The organism is Paenibacillus koleovorans NBRC 103111 (genome assembly GCF_004000845.1).
GTDB lineage: Bacteria > Bacillota > Bacilli > Paenibacillales > NBRC-103111 > Paenibacillus_AA > Paenibacillus_AA koleovorans.
Map to the genome: position 1 here is coordinate 1 of NZ_BIMA01000112.1, position 23,441 is coordinate 23,441.

A 23,441-nucleotide genomic window follows, 5' to 3' on the forward strand; every position below is an offset into this window, starting at 1 on the left:
CATTAACTTATTTATACCCTTAAGAGAAGTATCCGTTTTGGCACGCTTTTTATGATCAGTTTGAATCATAAAGTTTCGATATATTAAATCATCCCCAATGATGACTCCAACATAATCGAACTCAAGCCCTTGGCAAGTATGTATACAACCAGCTTGATGAACAGAATCCTCATCTATTGCCCACGTTTCTGTGCTTCCTAGGTTCCAACTCATTTTAAAATCATAGTTAGGAATATGAATGTCATGTTGGTTCGGATTGTTTTTACTATCATTTAACCAGTCCCAACAGTACCCTGCTACAATTCTTGATTTGTTGTTTTGTTGGTTCAGCTTGATGATTTCCTCTCTCATGAGATTCGGATCATCAAACACTCTAAAATCATATTGCATACCAAGGTCTTGATTAGCCGTTTCTCTTATCTGCAGAACGTCATCAATCCAAGCTAAGTAACCGTCAGATCCATTACAACGAAACTGAGATTCTAAAAACATCTTGTTAACTAGTGCATTTTCAGCTAATGCATATTTCTCTATTTCTGCAACGCTCCCAGCATCCTTCAGAGTGACTTGTTGTCTTTCATCGATGAAGAAAATGGAGGTTTTTGAAGCCTGTATAATCTCCTTCACCTGATTTTCACCCAAGTTCTGAAACATGCCAGATTTCTCAGTTAGACGATGTGCCTCATCTACAATAAGAACATCAAATTCATCCCTCGGCGCATCCACATAGCTTCCTGATCCCTTAAACAAGTTGTCGATATTACTTTTCCGGAAATCTTGTTTTAGTTTAGTAGCGTAAATATTCCGTGGGGCCGCATTCTTAGTAACATACTGACAAACCATGCTATTTTTCGTAAGATGTACAAGCAAGTTGATAGCTAAAACTGATTTACCTGTACCAGGTCCACCTTTTACAATGAGAACTTGCTTGGTATTTGTGCGAAGAGCATTATGTGCCATAGCTAAAGCTTCTTCGTATACGACTTTCTGGTCATCAATCATCTTAAATTCCTCATTACCCTGTAACATCCGATTCAAACAATCCTGCAAAGATTTAGAAGGACGAATTCTGCCGTTCTCTATCTTATACAAATTTTCTTTGTTGTCTCCATATCTTATGTACCGTTTAATAAAGTCTCTCAGGTTGGCGGATTGCCCTTTTATGAATACAGGTGCTTGATCGAGGTAATATTTATATATTGGATCTAAAAGGGGATCGGACTCGCCTTGATTAAGATAATTATGAAGATAAGCACAAGGGTAGAGCTGCAAATTCTCTTCCTGAGCATTTTCGTTATAGTCTTTAATGAGCGAGGCATATGTCCAAGCTTGATATGACGGATGGGTGGTTTCCACAATACCTTGATTCATGGCTGTTTTGATAATAGCTTCTTTTCCATGAACAGCTTCAATTGCTGCCCATTGCTTCAACTCTACAATAACTATTGAATTATTATCTACATCTTTTCCAGAAATAATGAAATCCACCCGCTTGGAAGTGTACGGGATTTTGAATTCAATAGCGATCCCAGCATTAACAGGTATTTCTTGATCCATCAGTACTCGGTACATATACTGCATGGAGTTATCCCAAGACCGAACTTCACGTTCATTGATCCGACCAATCTTAGAGTTATAATTGGTCACGATGTTATTGACTAGATTGTCGTTGAAAACATCGGCTAGGAACTCTGATTTTGTTGCTTCGTAGACTATCATTGATTGCCGCCCTTTTTCTATTACAATTTAGAAATTGACATAATTCTATTATTTACTCATTAATTGAGCAGAGCACTCTTAGCAATGAGACAAAATAGGGCTATACTCTGCGGTAAGTTAATTAACAGGAAGAATATCGGACAATCTTAAGGACATACTTTAATAATGACGAATAGCATCAGCGTGGCGAGATGACATGCATTCAGCTTGTTGTAAATAGGTCGTTTTTACAACAGGGAACGACCAGTCGGGGTAGGACCGACATGCTATTCGTCCTGGTATTTCCGATTTCGTTGACGATTTGCAGTTAGCATTTGACGTTGTTTTTGATTATTTTTAAAAAAGGCTTCTTGCAATTTTTGATTCTCTTTATAATCCATTTTTTTGAATACGCTGGCATTGGATGCTACACGTGCTATCATTGTTTGCAATAGTGGCTCTTTAGCTCGTTCTTTCAAGTCAATAGCAGAATTGACAAATAGATTTCCAGTTCCCTGGATTTCCAATGCAATAATACGTTGAAGTTCATACAATGAATTTTCAGTTTTTTCCTTTGGGAAACTTTCAATATAATTCAGAGTATGCTCCTTTACTGCTTGGCTCATTGACATTTTATATAGATCTAATAAAAATGACATTGCTGCCCATTGAAGTGCTTGAACTATATCTTGCTTTGAAACTGACTTTTGTTTTACATAGTATTGGTCTGGTTGATCTTCAAAGTACTTTACAACCTCTTCAGCATCTTCATCTACTCGAGAAGCCCAGACATTAAAAATCTTGTTTGGTAGTTCATAAATTTGTTCAACAAAACGATCTTTCTCTGGTTTTCTCATAATATGTTCAAAGATTGGTAGACATCTTGCTACAATAGAAAGCAGTTGAATTGCTCTAAGAATCTTATTAAACTCCTCTTCAGCCTCGTCATCGGTGTAGTGATAAATATCCAGAGTCTCAATTCCATTTTGAACTTGTTTTTCTTCGATTATTTCAGACTTCTGATGCTGTTCATAGGCATCGTCAGCAGGTGATTCTACTTGATGATTCCTACTCCATCTCAAGAATTGCGGAATATTATTTAATGTAAACTCTGTCCAATTCTTCGTATAACTACCAACCATATCTAAAATGAATCTCAGTACGCGCACATTGTCAGTTATATATGTTATAAAAAGAAGGATGTCTGAGTTAATCCCAAAACATATATTTTTTATAATATATTGAAGCTCCTCTTCATCTCCTGTTTCATGATATTGCACGTTTAATCGCCGAGCTACAAAGAACGCAAGATAACTCTTATTTGCGAACCTATAAGAACGTTGTTCATCTATTTCTTCTTCTACAAGTACCAATATTTTTGATTTTATAAATAAATCAAGAGCTTCAACTGGAGATACAGTTGAACCATACTCTAAATTATAATTCTCAATACTTTCATAAATCCCCTTAGAATCAATTGGATATTTTTTCTTGAAATGAATGTTATACGCTATTGCTGAAAGCAACATAAAAGCTTTCTCTACAGAGATCTTTGCACTATATTTATTAAGTGAATTAATCAGATTAGCCTCAAAAACCTTACTGAAAATATTTGTTGTACGAAATGTTGAGTCACCTACATTCCTGCAGTAGTAAGCAACGTATTTTAAAATAAAATCTGGATCGAACCGAATGAGTCTTTTCTGTGCCTTAATAGCCTCAGATATAGTATCAATTACTTTTTCTGCTAATCTCTGGTCATGCAAATGGCACCCTACGGCTTTCTGAATTAGCTCACTTCTCTTGTCTGAGTAAAACATTGTAAGTTTATATTTATAGATTGAATCCGTTGTTTTTAAGTAGGATTTCATTCTTTCTATCATATCAAGTCCGTGATTTTCTTTGGAAGCAAAAACAAAGCAAGCAAACTCATCTCGCACGCCTTCAACTAGTCTTTCAAAATGGTCGGGCTTTATTAGGTCAACGTCATCAATAATAAAAATCTTTTTATCTTTCGACATCTGTTGGAATCTTTGAAAATCAGAGACATCTTCACCATAAATATCTTCAAAACAGTTCTTAATAATACGCTTAGGATTTCCTTGAATATTATCTAAGTCACAAAAAATTGGGGAGTATCCTCTTTCATTCAACTTCAAGAAAAGCCATTTCAATACAGTAGTTTTTCCTGTATTGTACTGTCCATAAATCATAACTTGTTTTTTTTCAATTATTTCATTAATAAAAGATTCATCAGTCACAAACTCTTTGGTCTGATTCGGAGGCAATCCATCCGCTTCTATTCGAGGAAAAACAAAATATTGTGTGAAATCGTTAAAAGTTTCTTGTTTCAAATCATTAAGAATCTTTTCTTCGTATTCTGCGCAAAGCGTTAGTCTTCTTTCTTTAGATGGTTTGTTGGGTAATTCATAATCGTTTTCAGTTATTTTTTCATATTGCTTTTGTTGTGGATTCCACTTGTAATCATTCAAGTTGTAGATGTACTTTACACTATTCTTATTTGAAAAACTTAATCTTCCAATAAGAAATTGACTCGTACTCCAATCATTTTTTTCACTAAGGCATCCCCCAGCTTGTATTAATGCTCCCTTTTCCTTTTTATTAATAATAATTGAAGCGTCCTGATAATGCTTGTGTCCATAGAAAACCAAACTACTTTTTGAATAAATTACATTTTCCAAACCTTGCATAGTTTGATCAACAAACCAATCAGTTGGATGATGCATAACTGAAATTACAAAATCAGCATCAGTCGGATTATTTAAATTTTGTATTACATCTTGCGGGAGAAAATGAAATCCTTTGTCGTCTTCCAAAGTAGAAAATAGTGCACTATTAATTAGATTCACTTCAATGGAAAAGTCATTCGTCAATTTATAAACGGATTGATGTAATAATTTATCTTTATTAAACAAATTATTTCTATTAGCAAAATTGAAAAAACTTGTTTGACGCTCCAATTCTTTATTAGCATTACGACCAAAACTATTCTCAACTCTCATTTTTGAAAGATCTGACATTCTCAACGGATCAATAGACAAGTCGACATCATGATTTCCAGGAACAACCAGAACTTGAATTTTCGAATAAAACTCACACTCTTCTTTCACTAACTTAATTATACTCCCGACCAAATAATATGCGATCTCATATTGATGCGATTGTCCGGAATTAGCAATATCACCAGATAATATCAAGATCATGTGTTCAAACGGTTTATGTGCCCGTACAGCATGTACGATTTTTGATAAAAAGAATCTGTTAATGCTCCGTCTATCTTCAATATGAATATCGCTTAAATGCAAAAATAAAATATTCATTTTACTACCTCCTGTAGGGCAATTACAATAAGATATTGCTATTACTTAGTACTTAGTACTTAGTACTTAGTACTTAAGCTCGAATTGACTGCTACCTTCTACAAATCAAATCTCTTCTTCACATAGGCAATGGTTTGTTTGTTCGTAATGAGATAACTTATTTCCTCCCGAGCATGCCTACCATGATTAGATAACCAATTGTGGGAGCCGATCAAAAGAAGTTTATTGTCAATTAGCAGCACTTTAGCATGAAGAGGTGGCTTGTAAACAAGATTTTTTCCCAATCGAGCATATAGTTCTTTTAATGCTACTTTTATTTCCTCCTTGTTTCCATAATGGAAATTATCTCGCTCAACTATTTTATCGATATCATCAAGTGTTAGTTTGGAACTGGAGTAACCAAACCTCACACGAACATCAACTTGTCGTTTCAACGCTGCGTTTAACAATGAAAAGAGAGCATCGTTCATTACATTGCTGCTCATCCAAGGCGATACTATACCAAGCGAGCTTCTGCAAAATTCGAAAGCTCTAATCATAAGTTCAAAGTGCCGTTTAGGACTCAGCAATATGTTTATTTGAAGGAGACGATTCAAAGAATCAATAAGCCTTGAATCAACCTCCTCCAGTTCTTGGGCATCTTGGTAGACCGTATGAGCTACGTTTTTCTGATCGAAATATTTTTTGTTTTCAAATTCTTCATTGTATAAGCTATAGACGGCTCCATATTTTTGAATGATTTGAATCGCTTTAGCAAGATAATTCCCACTGGCCAACCCAGTCTCTAGATTCCCAATGAAGATAAACTGCTCCTTTGCTCTAGAGAAAGCAACATTTAGCAAATTTGGCTTACCACCTAACACATATGTAAGCCCCGAATTCTTAGGATGAATCCCATCAATAACAGAGCTGAAAAGAATAAACCTCTTTTCTTTCCCCTGAAAGGTGTGCACAGTGCCTATCTCTATACCAGAAATAACTGAGGCAAGATGTCTTGCCTGGGAGGAGAAGGGGGTGATGATTCCAATATCATTCTGAATCCCTATTCCATATTTTTCGACAAGTAGATGAACAATTTTTTGACAAGCGGATACTTCCGAAAAATTATGATGTGAGTAGGTTTCTTTCAGCCCCCGAATATCGAAGGCCACCAAGTTTGCTCCAAAGAGCTTATCGGCATTATCTTGCTTAGTCAAAGTAAGCATATCTTCGTAAACGTAGGAATTTGAAAAACGCATAATATTTGTCTCACAACGCCTATGTTCGTTCAAAATGATTCCTTTTCTCTTTTTACCCATGAACTCAAAAAACTCGCTACCGCGATCCGCATAATCCTGTGCGCTATTTTGCAACAAACATATATGATCATGAATCTCTTTCCTCACATCGCTTTCCTCAATGAGGTTCAGTGTGAATGGACGCACGGGTTCGAGCTGCTCCGGATCCCCTACAATAACCGCCCTTCGAGAACGAAACAACGGTGCGCATAAATAATGGGGCATAATTTGTCCAGCCTCATCAACGAATAAGGTATCAATCAGACCAAGAAGAGGCTGGAACAGCTGAACGGAAAAGGAATGCAAGGTCGTTGTAGAAATAGGAAAACACAGAAAGAAGGATTCCCATATCGCCCGAATCCCTTTCTGGTATTGATCCAATCTTTTTCCGTTCTCACTATAGAAAGCTTTAAACCACCTCTGTTCCTCACCCATCTTCTCCAGATTATGCGCAATCTCAAGATGATGCTTGATAACATACTGTTCGTTAACAGCTAGTGCCTCTTTAAACAATTGATTCCGCATCTGCAGAACTAAAGGTGTATTTACTATTTGATAGTAGGAGAGGGTAGTCAATCCCTTCTTACTCTGTAACTTCTCTTTTAATTCCGACTCTTGGTTTAACAAATTTTCCAAATCACTTAAACCTTTATGAAGAACAGCTTTACTATCTTCAATCTCTTTTAGTTCGCGAGCTAAGCTATCTATCCTATCAACAAGAGAGGTTAACTCAGATCTATGACAAGAGATCTGCAATTTCGAAGCATTCAACCGTTCTATGTTATCCTTCGTGGCCTGATTAGTAGGTTCTATTCGAGTCTCTTGTATGAAAGCTTCAGTCGGATTTGCTCTCAAAAAGGATTTGCGCTTGGGTAAAAAGTTTAACAGCTTTTGAGGACCCCTCTTCCATTTTGCTACAGTCTCCTTATCTAAATACGCTTGGCGTTGGGTTTCCTCAAGAGTCCTCAGCTCGGCTACCAATCGTAAAACTTGATTTTCCAAACTGTTAATTTCTACTTCATTTTGAAGTTTACTCCGATTGAGCTCCTCTTGCCTATTAGTCCCGGTCGTAAGCTTCTCACCCATACTCTCGATTTCCTTTTTCCTGTTTTCTACACAGGCAAGGATATCTTTGTTGTCATCAATTACCTTAGTCTCCTGACAAAGTTGCAGCAACTTCCAGAATTCATCGATTTCCTGGTAAACTTCTTGGAGAATCCTCAATAACGACTCGAATCGAACTGCAACATCTGAGTCTTGCAAAGAAAGGATGTCCGGATGCCTGAGCCCCTTCACTAAGACCTCATATTTTCCCCTTCTAAACGCATCCATATTATCCCGATTTCCTAAACGAGCGCAGAAGAATCCTTGTTTGTTAGATTCAGAAAGTGCCTGAGTTGAACTAATGAATCCATTAGGGTTTATTTCCTCATCCTCTCCTCCTTCCCTTTCTTCTTCATCAAGAATCTCCTTATCACTCTCATCGGACAAGGGGTCATAATCTTTCTCAAAGAGAGCAAACAGGCTATTTAAGAATTGCACCTCATTCGTCAATTCGATGCCAATATTATCTACTGCTTTATTATTTGTACTCGTAAGCACCATTGAAAACGAATTTCTTCCAGCCAATGGAGACTGATAATAGGATCTTATTTGCCCCTCATCAGTAAGTTTCCATGGCTGGTCCCAAATTTCAATTAATAAAGAAGCTTTTCTTACCATTGTATCTGCAATCATTTCCTTAATTAAAGTTGTTTTACCTGTACCGGGCGGCCCATTGACAGCAAGCAACTCTGCATTTTGCAGGGTCTGGACGATTCTCCACTGTTTTTCATTTACTGGATACTCAGTGGTATAACTTCCCTGATGAAAGCCCGGTCCGCTCGCTACTTCAGCATAAGGAGCCGATTCCATGTTGCCAAATACGTATTTATACAAAAGGGGGGAAGTAAAAGTCGCTTGTCTCTCTAAAAGCCGCTCTAGCTCGTTTCTAAAGATAGTCTCCTTAAGTTCATTAAGATTTTCTTTGGTAACAAATAATCGTCTGGACATCACCCAGCCGCTATAGCCCTTAAAATCCAGGATGCTTCCGTAAGTCCAACTAGATATTGTTTCTTTGAAGCATTGATCGACTAAAGAAATGATGTGCGAAACCTGCGATGATTCGATGCTGTCTATTTTTGTACAAAGATCCTTGTAAGCATGAGCTTCTAGAATACGAATGTCTTCAACCGGGCATCCTGCAGCCATTGCCAAAATTATTTCCAAACTGGCTCTGTTTATTAAAAATGATTTTGTTTGCAGGCCATCCTCTGTCAATTTGCAAGTGAACGTAATAATTGGCCGAACAATCCTATTTTTCTTCGCTGACGGCATATCTTTTATCAATAGCGGATAGCAGATCGAAAACTCTTCCTGTCCTAATAGCTGATTAACATACGCATTGAAATTGTCGCGATTATCCGAATACTGAAAAGGAAGATCAGCAATAAATTCTTCAATGCCAACTTCCTTAGCGAAAACCCTTAAAATCTTTTCAGTCAACTGAGTCCGTATTCGTTTAGTTACAAACTTTTTTATATCAGGATAGCCTTCCAGTTTACGCAATATCGCGTCTCTTTGTTTCCTATTTAGAGTCTCTTGAATTCCAAATAAGCTTGCCAAAGACTCTTCAGGAAGATGGTCTCCATCAAGCGAGTTAAGAGAGGAATTCATAAACCTCGAGTAATCTTCATAGCGAATAAAATATTGTAAAACATCTTTCAATTCCGCATACATAGATAAAACCCATTCCTCCTAGTGTTCTAAACCTTTTCAGCGGTTCGAGTAGTGTTCGTATGGGTAATATTTCCCCGATTGTTGTATCCCTTATTGCTCTACAATCAGTTTCAATCGATCCGACACTCCTTATCGATTGTAGACTTTTCGTATTTTGTGAGTTAAGTTTAAATCTCAGTTAGCTAATGCATCGTTAACATTTCATTCGTTGATCCCTAGAGTGAGTAGTACCTTTGTCCCAGGACTTTCTTTGTTCATCGTAACACATTTGGTAGAAGTTTGTAATTAGTTGTAAAAGCATGAAGAGTACGAACTTAGTTTGAAAGATATTTAGAAAGAACGCCATAAAGATGGCGTCCTTTCTAAATAATCTTTTATTGTTGGTTTTAAAGGATGTAAGATAACGGTTTGTAACCCTAATCAAACAATGTAGCTTCATAAAATTTTGGTAACTCAAACAATTGTCTACTTCATTCATCATTCCGGACAACAAGATTCCAAATCTGCGACTTTTATTATGTTAGGATTGTGGATCGCTGTCATAGTTTTATTCGGAGTTAATTTCTTGAAGACTTTTATACTAGCAGTACCGTATATGTTCAAAAAATAGGGGGACTTTAACCCATCTCAAATATTCGACTACTGTCATTGCTCCCTCCCTTTCCAAAATTCTAATTACTACAGATCGTACAGATCAATGATAAGTTTCTCAAATTCATTAAGCGACTTATTCGATTGGTCGCCATTTTGAAAATCGTTCATGGCTTACAAACCCTTCCCGAAACTTTTGGTTGGTTACGACAGCTTGAGCAAAGCTTTGATAAATTAGTTCATTCTTTTTGACGAAAAAGCACTGATCGGCGGCATGATACCATAAGTCGAAGATTACGCTTGCGAGATATCCGATCTCCCAGCCTGTCCACCATATAGTTGAGCACCAAAATATTTAATACTTTACATTTGATACATGGTTGACGAGTTGGTCATTGCGTAAGCATAAAACTCCGAGTGCGCTTCTCTCTTGTCCTCTTCAAACTCAAGTGTAATTGTAAACTCAGGATTGTAAATGTTATAGTAGGTGTCCCCATCTTTCCATTCATCCTTGTTTTCAAGCCGCTTCATTATCTGCTCGAAAGGGGACTGGGTCAGTAAAAAAGCGTTTCTTCCAGAGATGCTCGATGTTGCTGATGTCCGCGCTCTTATCTATGTCGGTATTGGTATCACCAACTGGGGTGTAGATATGGTTGGCACGAACTGTTCTACTTCCATCAAAGTATCGGTCAGTTAGGAAATAAAGAGTGTCGGTGCTATTCTTAATGATCAGGACATCAATTTCGTGTCCAGCCAGCATTAATGTCCGCATATCAACCCGTGGTCGGATGCCGGAAACAAAATTTTAAGGGTTCCAGAAGTCGATAATCATTTGCTGATTTTTTCGATTCTCGTCACTCTCAACCCCAACTAACTCGAAGGTCTCGTCTGCGATACCGAAAATGATGTAAGCATCCCGATCAACTCGGTTATTTTCCATACAGATGATGTCGTTTAATAGGTCAGCTTTATTGGTATGGTACTGCTGCTTGAAAAACCAGTAGTCATCTTCACGTTGTGACAGGATTAATTCCTTTATTTCGGTTTGCTAAGTCGATACCCTGCAAGGATAATCCTCATCCTTAATTCGAAATTGTTAAACTTGACACTTTTCAAAGTATAGAGGGGTTCATCGCCTCTATTTTATTATGTCTGCATCAACCACCATATCTAATAAGATTTATTGTGAAATCATGTATAATGCTGTAAAATTAAAATGGATTGTTGTAAATTTTATCCTTAGAATGAATCAGTAATTATTTTAAGAGGCATGATCACTAGAACGGGGGGATTTATATGAAAAAGCATATATCCGAACTTCTTAACCATTCTGTAAATGGACATGCACACTTTGAATTCGTGGATATTAATGTCTTAAATGACCAAGCATTATTTATTGACCCTTGTTTAATAGAGATTCAACGTGGGGCTTGGTACGATAATGCAACCATTTTGTTGGATAATTTCTTCAATAAATTTTATGAGGCATACCGTAACAACGATAAACAAACAAAATTAGAGTTGTTATCCTTTGCAAGGGAAATCAATTATACAAAATTAGGTTATGGAAATGGAGATAATGGACACGGGAATACAGCAGAAGGTCTGTTAGTTACCTTTAAAAATCTCGAGAGGCTAACACTGAATATTCCATCTGTTACAAAGGCGATGGACTTAACGGTTACAATATCGGGCTTCAATGAAGATGGACTTTCAGATATGATAACTAATATTTTGCATTTCCAATTGAATGAGTTTACATTAGAACAGTTAGCCATTAATAATATTAAGCCCAATTCTGAAGACACTTTTATTACTTGGGATATCACCTCTTCAACTTGGAAGGAAGTAACCTCACCCTGCTATCGTTATGAAAATAATAAAATTCTTCTAACTCCCAAATCTATCGTTAGAAAAAAGTATCTATTTGGTGCAGAGCAGTTCTTAAAGCGCATAATTCTGGAAAGAGCTAAAAAAGAAACAGCATATACTGACACCAAAGGGAAAACTCGCTATCAGACCACCAAGAAAGAGCTCAATAGAGCAATACCAAAAGAAGATCGTAATTGGAGATATAAATATACTAATGAGCAAACAGAAAATGATCAGTCATTCTTAAAAGACTATCATGACGCCATTCCTTACTTATACGATAACAAAGGGATGACTGATGCTGAATTAGACAAATTTATTTACTCAGCTTAATTCCCAATACATCTCGTATCCAATAATGTATAAAGGAACCTGACATAACAGTAAATCGAGTAGGCCCATGCTGGGTGCATGGGCCTCTCTCAGATCTGGACGTGCGGGTCAACGCATCCGGCTCTTTCATGGTTATTTCCATTCCTTTCGCTTCGCTCAAGGCACAAAACGGAATGAAATCCGTCAGCCTTGAGCATTTTTTTTATTACAGGGTGACCGCATGGTTATATGTGTCGATTGCCTTTCCAAGCACAAATAAACCATGTAAGGCTTACCTGAATGAATGCATGGACTACCTCCTAGAGGTTTCTTTGAATCGCTAGTTTTCCTTTTACTAAGTCTCCGTTTCCCGTTTCTTCCCGCTTGATAAAGATGATTGTCAGTTACCACCTCCGTTATCGTATTTGGCGGCTTAATCTACACCTCAGTGAAAATGGATTAACGACCACTTTCTTGTCATGATGGTTCTCTTACAATACAATTGAAATGGCTTATTATGCATAGAACAATTTTTTAATAGTAACACAATTCCTTACACTATCCAAAGTTGGCTAATCCCCCTCATTTTCATGCCCATTGGATGGTTTTCATTCCCAATTATAGCGGAAGGAGGCCACCCAACAACCGAGTGGCCTCCTCCCCTTCTAACCATTCACTACCGATTCGCCTGAATAATCATTTCCGCAATTTTCTTCGTGAACTTATAAACAATTTTCCATTTATCGAACACTTTCGTAATCTGCGTGCCGGCCATCGACATAATGATCTCGAAGCCGATTGCGGCGCGGTACACATCGAATAGGGCGGCAATCATGTCTTCATCGTACCCGGCCACGAGCATGATCAGCATGGCGTTCATCCAGTCCGTCATCTCCGCGCCGTCGCGCAAGACGGTGGCGGCTTGGTGAGCGGTTAGCCCTGCGCTACGGAGCGTGGATAGGGAAACGATCGGTTCGATGAAATCCTTCAAGATCAGCAGCTCCGCAGGGCTCGATTCCGAACGGAATTGATCCTGCTCGGCTGTGGCGATTTCATTCAAGGCCAGGTAGGTCTGATTGTAATTATTGTTATTCGCAAAATTGATCAGACCCGTTAATTGGAGCACGGATAAGGTATTGTTGGCACTGTATAAGGCTTTGGCTATCGCGACTATCGACCAACGTGGATTGATGCCATTATAGCCATACCCATAAATATTGCGAATGACCCAATCCAGCTGGACTCCGGACTGGTAATAGGCATCGACCAGTGTGCCAAGCTCGGAGAAGCCGCCCTCATCCAGAGCTCGGATAATGGAGATATCACTGACATTGGCTTTGTATAGCGCTTTGGCAATTTCAACGGCCGTATAGCCATTGCTCCTCAGCAGGGAAACGGTAGCTCCGTCCAGATTGCCCAAGGTTCTCAAATAATCGGTCAGCGGGAAGCCCCACTGCTTGAGCCAACTGATTTTATTCGCTGTGGAGTATCCGGCGCTATGCAGGATCTCTGAGCTTCTAATCGCCCCGAAACCAAACTCCTTCAATAGAGCAGCCGCAGAGTCGTCAAACCGGTTATTGCCGAGCAACCCGCCCACAGTCGCTTCAGCGGTAAATCCACCCATCCTCAAGGCAGTCGCCAGGCTTCCCGATGTAGCGTTAGGCCAGGCCGCTATTTCAATCGCGACAGGGTTGAAGCCTTCATTGCGGTTATAGTGGCCTACTAATTGAGCGGCAATGCTTAAGGCATCCTTATAGCCCGATCTGATAAAATATTGAGCCATTTCGTCGTTGCTCGTATAGCTCTTATACCGTGTAAGGATCTCATACATGATGCTTTCTTTGGTATACCCGAGGCTCTTCAAGGTATCGATCAGGAAGTTTCTTCCCGCATCTCCCAGCGTCCGGTTCATCTTATCCAATACATTCGCTAGCTCGTAAGCGGTAGCTCCCTTACGCATCAAGCTGCTCAGATAGCCGAACATCGGGTCCACGCCGTAAGCTTCTTGCAAAGCAAGGAAAATGCGCTCTTGCGTATACCCGAGGCCATAGTTTAATTGCTCATAGGCCGTCGTGCTGTCGACTTGATAAACTTCACGGAGCACGCGGGCGATCAGATCAATGCCTACATTCCGGCCATTCAGATAGAGCACGGCGGCGCGCGTATCCGTTATACCGGCACTGATTAACAAGGCTGATGCGATCCCCACTTCATCCGTTGAACGATAGACGGCATTAACCGCGGCGCTGATTAAGATCGAGCTATACTTGGCATCCTCGAATAACAAGCGGGTCGCCTCCGCAGCCTCCAGGCCGTAACCATTCTTAAGCAGCTTGACGACGGTCGTCAAATTGAGCTGGAGATCGATCTTGTCATAGCCCAGCTCACGCATCTTGACGATCGCCGCTCTCGGCGATGAAATATGCAAGCCGGCCAGTACCTCGAGGATGGTGCTCTCTTCTGTGGAGCTATAGCCGAGCGCTACTTGATTCAGAATGGTCTTCAAAGTAAAGGCGCTGCTGACCCCGGCAAAGCGCTTGTTTAACAAGGCTGTTGTCTCTCCGGCTGTGAGGTTATAGACCGTCTTCAGGCCCAGCACCATCTGCTGCAAGGTGTACGCATGCGTCGCCATGAATTCCACAGCCTCTGTGGCTGTTGTAACCGACGCGCCCTGAAGGATGACAGCGAGCCCGGTCTGATCTCCTCCATACCTGCTCTTCAAAGCGGATAAAGCGGCAGGCAATTGAAGTACGCCTCCGTTATTAGCCAATACGACTTTGGTCACTTCGCTCTGGGTAAAGCCTGCCGTAGCAAGATAGTTGATATACACGCCGAGATTGGCCTCGCCCTGATTGCTGACGCCATGATTGGTCAGGTAGGTGCCGACTTCCGCCGCGTTGTACCCTTGAACCTTCAGCAGCTTTACCGCCACATCCATGGTCGCCTCACGATAAATGTAAGAGACCGCTTCGCTTACTTCCCTCAAGTTTCTGCCGGCAAGCAATGGCATGACTTCACTCGAGGTTTTGCCGTAGTCCGCCCGCAGCACAAGCACGATTTCATTCACACTGTAAGGGCTCAATAAGTCCACAATTTCGGATAATGTTTTTCCCTTGCCTGAGTAGTAGGCCGCTACATCGTTTGCCGTTAAGCCGTATCTCTTGAATTGGCTGATCCAGTTGCTGCCGTAAACCGATTTCGATTCGATGGCCGCCAGAATGCTCTGCATAGGAAGGCCGGTATTTTTGAGCAGGGCCATGATACCTTGTACATTGCGGGTATCGCCGAGATAGCCATCCACCCCGCTGACTACTTCGTCCAACGTGAATTTGTCGGAGGAGCTCATCGCGTTGACGGCGTCCTGAATCGTGACCGTACTGTCGCCGAACAGCATCATCGTGTCGCGCAGGATTTTCCAAGGAAGGACGGTGCCGATTACCCGGCTATCCGACTTTGCAAGCTCCATCCACTGCTGCATCGTCATGCCCATCCGATTTCTTAATTGCATCCCTCTTTCATAGAACCCGGACGGCCAGCCGTGCACAAAGATTTTGTAGAAGCCGAGACCTACGGTTTGCACATCCAGAGTGACGCTCTCATCGTTGGAAAAAGCATACAGTACGGCAGCCAACACTTCATCCGTGGAGAAAAAGGTTCGGTTATCCACGAATACCTCAAATGCTCTGTCGATCGTTAGAGGATATCCGTCCGCCCGGGCGATATCATGAACGATCAATAAAGCTTCGCTTGTACTTAGCCCTGTATTCTTCAGCTCTTGGAGGACGAATAAGAGGTCTCGGTTCCTCACATGATCCAGATAATACTTGGCCAATGGGGACGACTCATAACCCGCTCCAACCATTGCTTTGAAAATCGTGGATGGGGTAGAGCCCACATAGCTGTAGCGGTATTTGCCTGCCAGTATGCCGTAAGCCGTGCCCATATCGAGCGCGTAAGACCGCTTCAATACAAGGGCCAATTCCGTCAAGCCGAAGCCTGCCGTTAGCACCCCGTCAACCGCCTCTTGCACGGAATACCCATTGGATTGGAGGGCAGCTGCTAATTCAAGGGCTCCCAAGCCTGTCAGCTTGAAGGCATGAGCGATCGTGAGCGCGCCGTCGGAATCGCCTGCTGCTTTGACGGCAGTCAGGATACTGCCAAACGGAATGCCTTTATTCAGCATGGCGATGGCCGCATCTTTGCGGGAAACGGATCTGCTGGCCGCCGCATAGATGTTATCCTCGTTCAAATCTGCATCCTTCAAAGCTTGGATCAATGCTTCGGTTGTCTCGAAGAAGTACTTCCCTTTCACAACAGCTCCAATTTCTTTGGCCGAGTACCCCGCTTGAGAGAGAAGCTTGATCGCCAGTACCGCGTTCGGGCTGCCGCCTTGGTTTTGGGCAAGAGCTGCAATAGCGTCCGAAACCGAAATGCCGCCGGTCTTCAAAGCCTGGTACACCTCGCCTGGCTCCATTCCATACACACTGCCGATCAAGGAGACAATCTCGGACAACCCGACACGGATCGAGCGCAGCGTAACGACTGTCTTGCCGGCAGGGTCCAAGAGGCTATTGCGCAGGATGCTTGTAATGTCGTAATAACTTACATCGGCTTGCTGTAAGGCCTCTGCAATCATGTTGCTCTGATAATTAAGGGCTCTAAGCGCGGGTATGAATTGCACAGGATCATAACCGGCATGAATCAAATTCGCCAGATTCTCAGGTCCGATCTGTCTATTCTGCGCCTTTAATGCCGTTAATCCGTCCGCCCCCATGTCGAACAGCAGCTGCGCCATGCCGGCCGAATCCAACCCGTACACATTGGCGATGGAGCGCCCGTAATTGTTGGCTGCGAAGCCTGCCAGCATCATCGTAGTTCCTGCATCCAATGCGTTCAGATGGAACTCGTCTTTAAGCTTCCGGGCAGGCTTGACGCCGTCATATCTCGCTTGTGTCGTCGCATAACCCAGCGCAGTCGCTCCGATCCGTACGGGAACATCCGCGAAGGCCGCTAGATAAGTGCCGTTCACGGCCTTCGCCGTATTCTTCCCGGCATAGGCGACGGATACCGTGTCGGCAGGACCGAGCAAGGTATAAGGATCCAGCGTAATGATGATTTGGGTTTTATCCGTCTCATTCAACCTGGCGGAAATGCCATGGAGCCACGAATTATTGCTCTTCACCGAGAAGATTGCCGTGTTGGCAAGCGAAGTGAAGGCTTTATCGAAATTCAGATAAATGAGGCTGCCGATCTCGTTGGTGACCGCACTTATGATCACGGGCAAGGTCGCTGCGTTGCTAACGGATTGCGGATCGCCGAAATCGTAGCCCGTCTTGCTTAATGCCAGTTGATGGATGGTGTTCGCGCCAAGATCCGTCCTCACCTGATAGGTGTAGCCTTCATCCGAGGTTACAGCTGAGGTTACGTTAACCGATTGACCGTTAAGCTTGAGCGAGACCGCAAGGTCTAGTACGCTCGGTGAAAGGGTGATCGTAAACCCATTGGTATCCTGATTCGAGATCAACACTTTAACCGCAATTGGTACATGAAACGATATATCGCCTCCGAAATCATAACCTTTCCTATGCAGCTTCAAGGTATAGCTGTTGCCTTCCGCAATATTGCCCCGGATTGTGTAAGTGCCTGCGGAGTCACCTGGATCAAGCAGCAGTCCTGTAACTTCTTCGCCATCCGAGGTGAAGAGGCTGATATCCGCAAGAGACAGATCCAACGTGCTTATCCCAAGCGTGAGCAGGAAGCTGTTCCACATCGGCTTGGTTACGGTTGGAGCCACCGCAATCGGTTTGATCACTTCGATCGGAGCGCCGAATGGATGCTCGGGATCGTTGATTTCCAGCGTGTAGAACGTTCCTGCATTCAGGTGAAGCTTCACTTCAAAGGACGATCCGGTAAAGCTGGCTCCGCTCTGATCGAATACGTCATTAGGATTAGGGAACGAGTAGGTATTCCCCGCATCGTCGTGAACTTGAAGGTAATTGCCGTTGAACCGGGGAACAGGCCGGCTGAATTTGACGACAAAATACGTATCTTCAATACTGCCGATGCTCATTTCGATCGTTTCCGACACCGTTACGGAAGTAGCGGCTCCGAAGCTGTAACCCGCTTTCCCAGCATCCAGCTCGTAGCTTTCATCGGGGTTCAGGGCGGCTTCAAGCTTGTAGCTGGCGCCGTTATCCGCCGTTGTGAACGAATGGATGGCCACATAAGCCCCGCTGCTGTCTCGCAAGCTCAACTCATTCAAAGTCAATTGGGCAACGGCCGGCGAGAGCTTAAGCACTAACCCATGCTCCGAAATAAACTCCACACTCTTCGCCACTGGAATAGGCACTAGAAAAGCTGAGCTTACCCCAAACCGATAGCCGGCCTTCGCAATCGCCAAACTATACGTCCGGCCGAGCGTGAGAGCAGCATTCACCGTGTAATTGGCGCCGCCGTCCGATGAGCTGATCGAGCTGATCGCAACGGAATTTCCTTGTTCATCCAGCAGGGTCAGATCCGCTTCAACCAGTCCGGGCAAGGCTGGGCTTACCTTCAGCTTAAGGCCCGAGCTTATATAATCGGAAGCTGTTGCCGCGGTCGGAACATCTACATGGAAGCTGGGAGCGCCGGGATCAAAAACATAGCCTGATCGGGCCAAACTTAAGCTATATGTGGTTCCTTCGGACAGGCTAGCCGACACGGTATAGGTGGCTCCTCCATCCGTTGTTGCAACAGAATCAATGGCAACTCCATTACTCAAGCTGAACTCCGCTGCCGTCATCCCGGTTACTGCAGGCTTGAACCCTACAACCACGCCGCTTGTGCCGATTGAAAGAATCGTTGGCACGATTGTCGCCGGGATAGCCGCCGATGAATCCAGCCCGAAGTTATACCCCGACTTCTGCAAAGCAATCGAGTACGTTTCCCCTCCGATAAAATCGGCAGCGATCGTATATGTAGCACCGAAATCATCTGTAGATACCGACAGGTACGTTAAACGATTGCCCGAGCTATCCTTGAATATAAAGTGGCTTGCATCCAGACCCGCTAACGGCGGATTTAAGGCCAGCTTCACCTCTTTGGCCCCAATATCGAACACGGTTTGCAGCACGGTATACGGAACAGGCAGGGCCATTTTATCTCCGAAATCATAGCCATCCTTGCTCGGAATAATACGGTATACATTTCCTTCCCTGAAGGTTGCGGTTAGGGCATACGTTGCTCCGCCGTCCTCGGTGACCGCATCCACAATCGGGATTTCATCGGCCAGCGCAGAAAGCTTGAAATTGCTTGCTCGCAGGTCAGGCAAGGCAGGAACCAGCTTCATGATGATTTTATGATCCACAATGCCTTCGAAGCTTGGTGTGACAGCCAGTACTTGCAGAGGGATATCCTCCCCGTAATCATTGCCTTGGGAAGCGGAAGTGATGTTCAGGTTCTCAACCTGCACCGTATATGCGACTCCTGGTGCAAGCGGAAGCTCCACATCGTAAGTCAATCCCGAATCCGGCGAAGATAGCCCCTGGATGGCTTGTTTCTCTCCGTCCTCATTCAGCACGCGAATATCGACATAACCGAACGTATGCGTTTTGAATAGATTCAGCTTGAAGCCGTTTTTGCCGACGTTATTGATAAACGCCCCGTTCGCAATCAGACTGAAAGCGGCTATCGGCGCGAAGGTGTAATTAGGTCTGGCCATTGTGACGGTATACTCATGTCCGCTGCTTAAAGCTGCGGAAACGCGGTAGCTTTTGCCGAAATCCGTTGTAGTAACCGCATCGATGTCGACCGGATCGCCCAGCTCATCCGTTATCGTGAAGTGACTGATTTCCATGTCCGGAATAGCCGGTGTAAAGCGAATCGTCATGCCCTTCTGCGTCTGATTGAACATGAACGTGCTTGCTTGAATATGAGTGGCTATGGTTAAGGCTGATCCGAAGTCATAACCCGGATACTTCACCGTCAATAAATAAACGGTCGGCTCGGTTGCTGTTGTAGTGAATTCATAGACAGAATCCGCGGTTTCGCTCACCGTGAAATCAACCTCTTGCCCCTCGCTGTCCGTTAACGCAAAGTTGCTTTGGACCAGATGAAGGCTCTGATTCATCGACAGCACCATTCTATTATTCGTGGCGGATAGTACTGAAATTTTAACGGGTATCGGGATCACGTAGCTAAGGGCTGCCATCGCGTATTTATCCTGATACGTTCCATAAGGGTCCGCAGCTAGTTCAACGGTATACGTCTCAGGAATAACAAGATTGTAAGCCACTTCATACGTCGCCATACCGTCTACTTTTGTTAAGGTATATTGATCAAACGGCAGCTTGACCCCGCTTTGGTTCCGGATCGCCAAATCCTTGGCTCTCAAGCCGGCAATTTCTTCGCTGAATTGAATCATGAAGCCCTTTAAGGTTGAATGGGTTACTAGGGCCGTAACCGTCTTGGCGACAGCGATACGAACCGGATCGTACACCACATATTCGAGACCCGGTGTATAAGTAATCCAGTAGGCCTTCCCGGCCGGCATGCTCGCCTCTATGGCATAGGTAAGACCACCGTCTGTCGAGTTCACTGCGCTGATCGGCACTGACTGGCCTGCTTCATTGATGATTTTGAACTTGGAAGCGGTCAGGCCCGGGTTCGGTGAATTGAAGCTAACGGCAACCTGGGTGGCGGAAAAGCTCGTTACCGTGACTACAAAAGGCGTGGTCAGGTTGATCGGCGTTAGCGAATAGCCTGCTTTATCGAGTGAGACGGTGTAGCTCTTGCCCCATCCCAGGTAATCGACATTCCCGACATTAGCCGTATAGCTGGCCCCGTTATCCGTTGTAGCAAGCGCTTCATAGATTTCATTGCCGGCCGCATCCTTAATGATAATATTGGAACCGTCCAGATTAGGCAGGGCCGGGTTCAAAGCGAGTCTGAAGCCATTCGATGTCACTTCTTTTACCGCTGCTTCAATCCAATAGTTGACATGGATCTCATTGGAAGCGTCGAAGGCAAAGTAGTCCTTTTGGAAAACAGCCCTATAATCCTTCCCGTTCTCCAAAGCTGCCGACACGGTATAGTTCCATCCGCCATCCGAGGTAGCAAGCGTCACATTCGTTAGCTCGACATTGGAGGAATCCGTTAATTTCAGGTGCTGCGGCAACAATCCCGGTACGGCATGGCTGAATTGAATGGAAAATCCGTTCTTCGTCACATTCGACAGGACCGCATTCTTGACGTCTACATCCTCCGGTATAACAATAGTCGCACCTGCACCGGAATTGAAATCTTCGCTTGTACTGCTTATTCGGCCTTCGAATTTCACGCTGTACGTTGCGGCAGGCAGGCCGCCTGCTATGGCAACCTGATAGGTGAGCCCGTTGTCCGTTGTGCTGATGGAGGTAGGATTTCTGTATCCGCCGCCCGTTCGGATATACAAATCCGTATTCTTTAGCCCAGGGAACGGAGAGCTCAAATGAACCGTAAAGGAGGATTTCTCCACTTGATCCACCGTCAGCGCAAGCTCGATGGGAACCCGAATGAGCGGGAAGGTTTTCCCTGGCAAGGATGTTACAGCAATCGTATAGTTGCCGGACGGCATAGTAGCGCTAAAGTCATAGTTGGCTCCGCTGTCCCGCATGGTCACTGAGGTGATCGGAATCACGGTGCCTGCCGCGTTCTTCAGCACGAAATCAGCGGTGTTGATGGTCCTGACCGGAGTTAAATTGAGCGTGAATCCGGTCTTGGAGGCGTTGAAAATATTATTGATCTCGAAATTTCCGCTATTGATCGACTTGTCGGCCCCGAAATCATAACCCGGCTTGGTGATCTTAAGCGTGTAGATGAGGCCGTTCGTTCTCGGGAACGTAAGCAGGTAGAAACCGCGTCCGGGTGTAGAATCAAAATAGGCGTCCGTTAGGGGGATATCATCCCCATTCTCATTCGTTATCTTGAAATTGCTAATATCCAGACCCGGCACGGAAGGACTCAGACCGGCATATGCCTGACCTGCGCCCCATATGGCAAAAGCGGCCACATTCACCAATGTCGGAATCATAATGTTAGTGTCTGCGACGGTATATCCTTCAGCGGTTATGGTTAAGGCATACGTTTTGCCGCTTGAAATGGAAGTGCTGATCTGATAGCTGCCGCCTTGATTGCCGGTAGTGACGGAGCTTATATCGATATTTGTGTTGGACGACAGATCGGTCAGAGCAAAATTGGCTTTAGTCAGTCCGGTCAAGGGAGCGCTTAAGCTCACCGTGAATCCGCTGGTTGTCAGGGAAGTAGCCTGCGTGCTGATCGTCATGATGTTGGCGGCGTATAGGCTGCCAGAAGCTGCTTTATTGTCCGCCGTTACAATCTGGTAAGCATACGTCTGGTCCCCTGTCAGGGCTGCCTGGACTATATAAGTAAAGCCATCAACCTTTTTTGTCACTCCTGAAACGACAACCCGTACTCCCTCTTCGTTTTTGAGAATAATCTCGTTGGAATAGAGATGGCCGATATCCGTTGCAAAGGTCAGTTGGAAGGCTGTATGAGAGACCCAGTCGATTGTAGCGGGAATTTCCGTTTTTTCCACTACAGGCACGGTGAGCTCGACATGGTTGCTAAAAGCATAACCTTCTTCAGCGAGGCTTAAGCTGTAGGTTGCCCCCTCGGCCAGCCGTGTCCAAACGTTGTAAGTGGCCACTGTATCCGATGTGACCATATCGACCGGAACGGTCTCTTCATTGTTGTCTTTCAGAATAAAACTCAGCGGGCTAATATCCGCTATATCCTGATCCAGGCTAATGGCGAAACCGGAGGTAGCTACATCGCTTATGGTCGCCGAGACGGCAATGTCCGGCACTTTGGGCGTAACGCTGTTCGACGGTTCGGAGGCTGCCGAAACTCCTGCAGTATTCGTTGCCGTTACGGTAAACGTGTAGGCGGTTCCGTTGGTCAGGCCGGTGACGGTGATCGGGCTGCTGGAGCCTGTTCCGGTCAATCCGCCTGGTGACGAGGTTACCGTATAGCCGGTAATGGCACTGCCGCCATTGCTCGTCGGTGCTGTGAAGGTGATGGTAGCTTCCGTGTCACCTGCTGTTGCAATTACTGCTGTCGGCGCATCCGGCAACGTTATTGGCGTCACGCCGCTTGATGCGGAGGAAGCGATTGATGTGCCCTCTGCATTCGTCGCCGTCACCGTAAACGTATAGGTTGTTCCGTATGTTAAGCCGCTGACAGTGATCGGGCTGACGGATCCCGTTCCCGTAAATCCGCCCGGCGATGAGGTCACCGTATAGCCGGTAATGGCACTGCCTCCATCGTTGGACGGCGCAGTAAAGCTGACTTCAGCCTGCCCGTTGCCCGCAGCTGCGCTTACTCCGGTCGGTGCTCCCGGCACCGCCTTCGGCGTCACACTGTTGGATGCGGAAGAAGCCGTTGAAGTCCCTACCACATTCGTCGCGGTTACCGTAAAGGTATAGGCGGTTCCGTTTGATAGGCCGCTGACGGTGATCGGGCTGCTTAACCCAGTCCCTGTAAATCCGCCTGGTGCGGAGACCACCGTATAAACCGTTATTGCACTGCCTCCATT

At 44.1% G+C, this 23,441-nt stretch carries 6 protein-coding genes; 1 reads left to right on the forward strand and 5 read right to left on the reverse strand.

Going from position 1 to position 23,441, the window contains the following annotated elements:
• The 4 genes from PKO02S_RS26050 to PKO02S_RS34010 all read right to left on the reverse strand — a co-directional run.
• A partial coding sequence (locus PKO02S_RS26050) for a DUF2075 domain-containing protein (RefSeq protein WP_164821696.1) occupies window positions 1–1,719 on the reverse strand: 1,719 nt, incomplete at its 3' end.
• A gap of 266 nt (window positions 1,720–1,985) precedes the next feature.
• On the reverse strand, window positions 1,986–5,039 hold the full coding sequence (locus PKO02S_RS26055; RefSeq protein ID WP_127587739.1) for a metallophosphoesterase: 3,054 nt from the start codon (window positions 5,037–5,039) through the stop codon (window positions 1,986–1,988).
• Between the two features lie 98 nt (window positions 5,040–5,137).
• Window positions 5,138–9,094: an AAA domain-containing protein gene (locus PKO02S_RS26060; protein WP_127587741.1), complete on the reverse strand. Its 3,957-nt coding sequence runs from the start codon at window positions 9,092–9,094 to the stop codon at window positions 5,138–5,140.
• A gap of 1,396 nt (window positions 9,095–10,490) precedes the next feature.
• Entirely contained in the window at window positions 10,491–10,724 is a 234-nt protein-coding gene (locus PKO02S_RS34010; protein ID WP_127587745.1) for an RNA-binding domain-containing protein, read from the reverse strand.
• Between the two features lie 257 nt (window positions 10,725–10,981).
• On the opposite strand from PKO02S_RS34010, the gene PKO02S_RS26070 reads away from it, so the two are divergent.
• A complete protein-coding gene (locus PKO02S_RS26070; protein ID WP_127587743.1) occupies window positions 10,982–11,890 on the forward strand; it encodes a DUF8370 family protein in 909 nt (302 codons plus the stop codon).
• Between the two features lie 655 nt (window positions 11,891–12,545).
• Here the strand turns inward: PKO02S_RS26070 and PKO02S_RS26075 are convergent.
• Window positions 12,546–23,411: a fibronectin type III domain-containing protein gene (locus tag PKO02S_RS26075; RefSeq protein ID WP_307720041.1), complete on the reverse strand. Its 10,866-nt coding sequence runs from the start codon at window positions 23,409–23,411 to the stop codon at window positions 12,546–12,548.
• Window positions 23,412–23,441: the final 30 nt, after the last annotated feature.

Excerpts from the sequence above, each read along its gene's own strand:
- PKO02S_RS26055 (WP_127587739.1), bottom strand. The coding sequence starts at position 5,039 with ATGAATATTTTATTTTTGCATTTAAGCGATATTCATATTGAAGATAGA.
- PKO02S_RS26060 (WP_127587741.1), bottom strand. The coding sequence starts at position 9,094 with ATGTATGCGGAATTGAAAGATGTTTTACAATATTTTATTCGCTATGAA.
- PKO02S_RS26070 (WP_127587743.1), top strand. The coding sequence starts at position 10,982 with ATGAAAAAGCATATATCCGAACTTCTTAACCATTCTGTAAATGGACAT.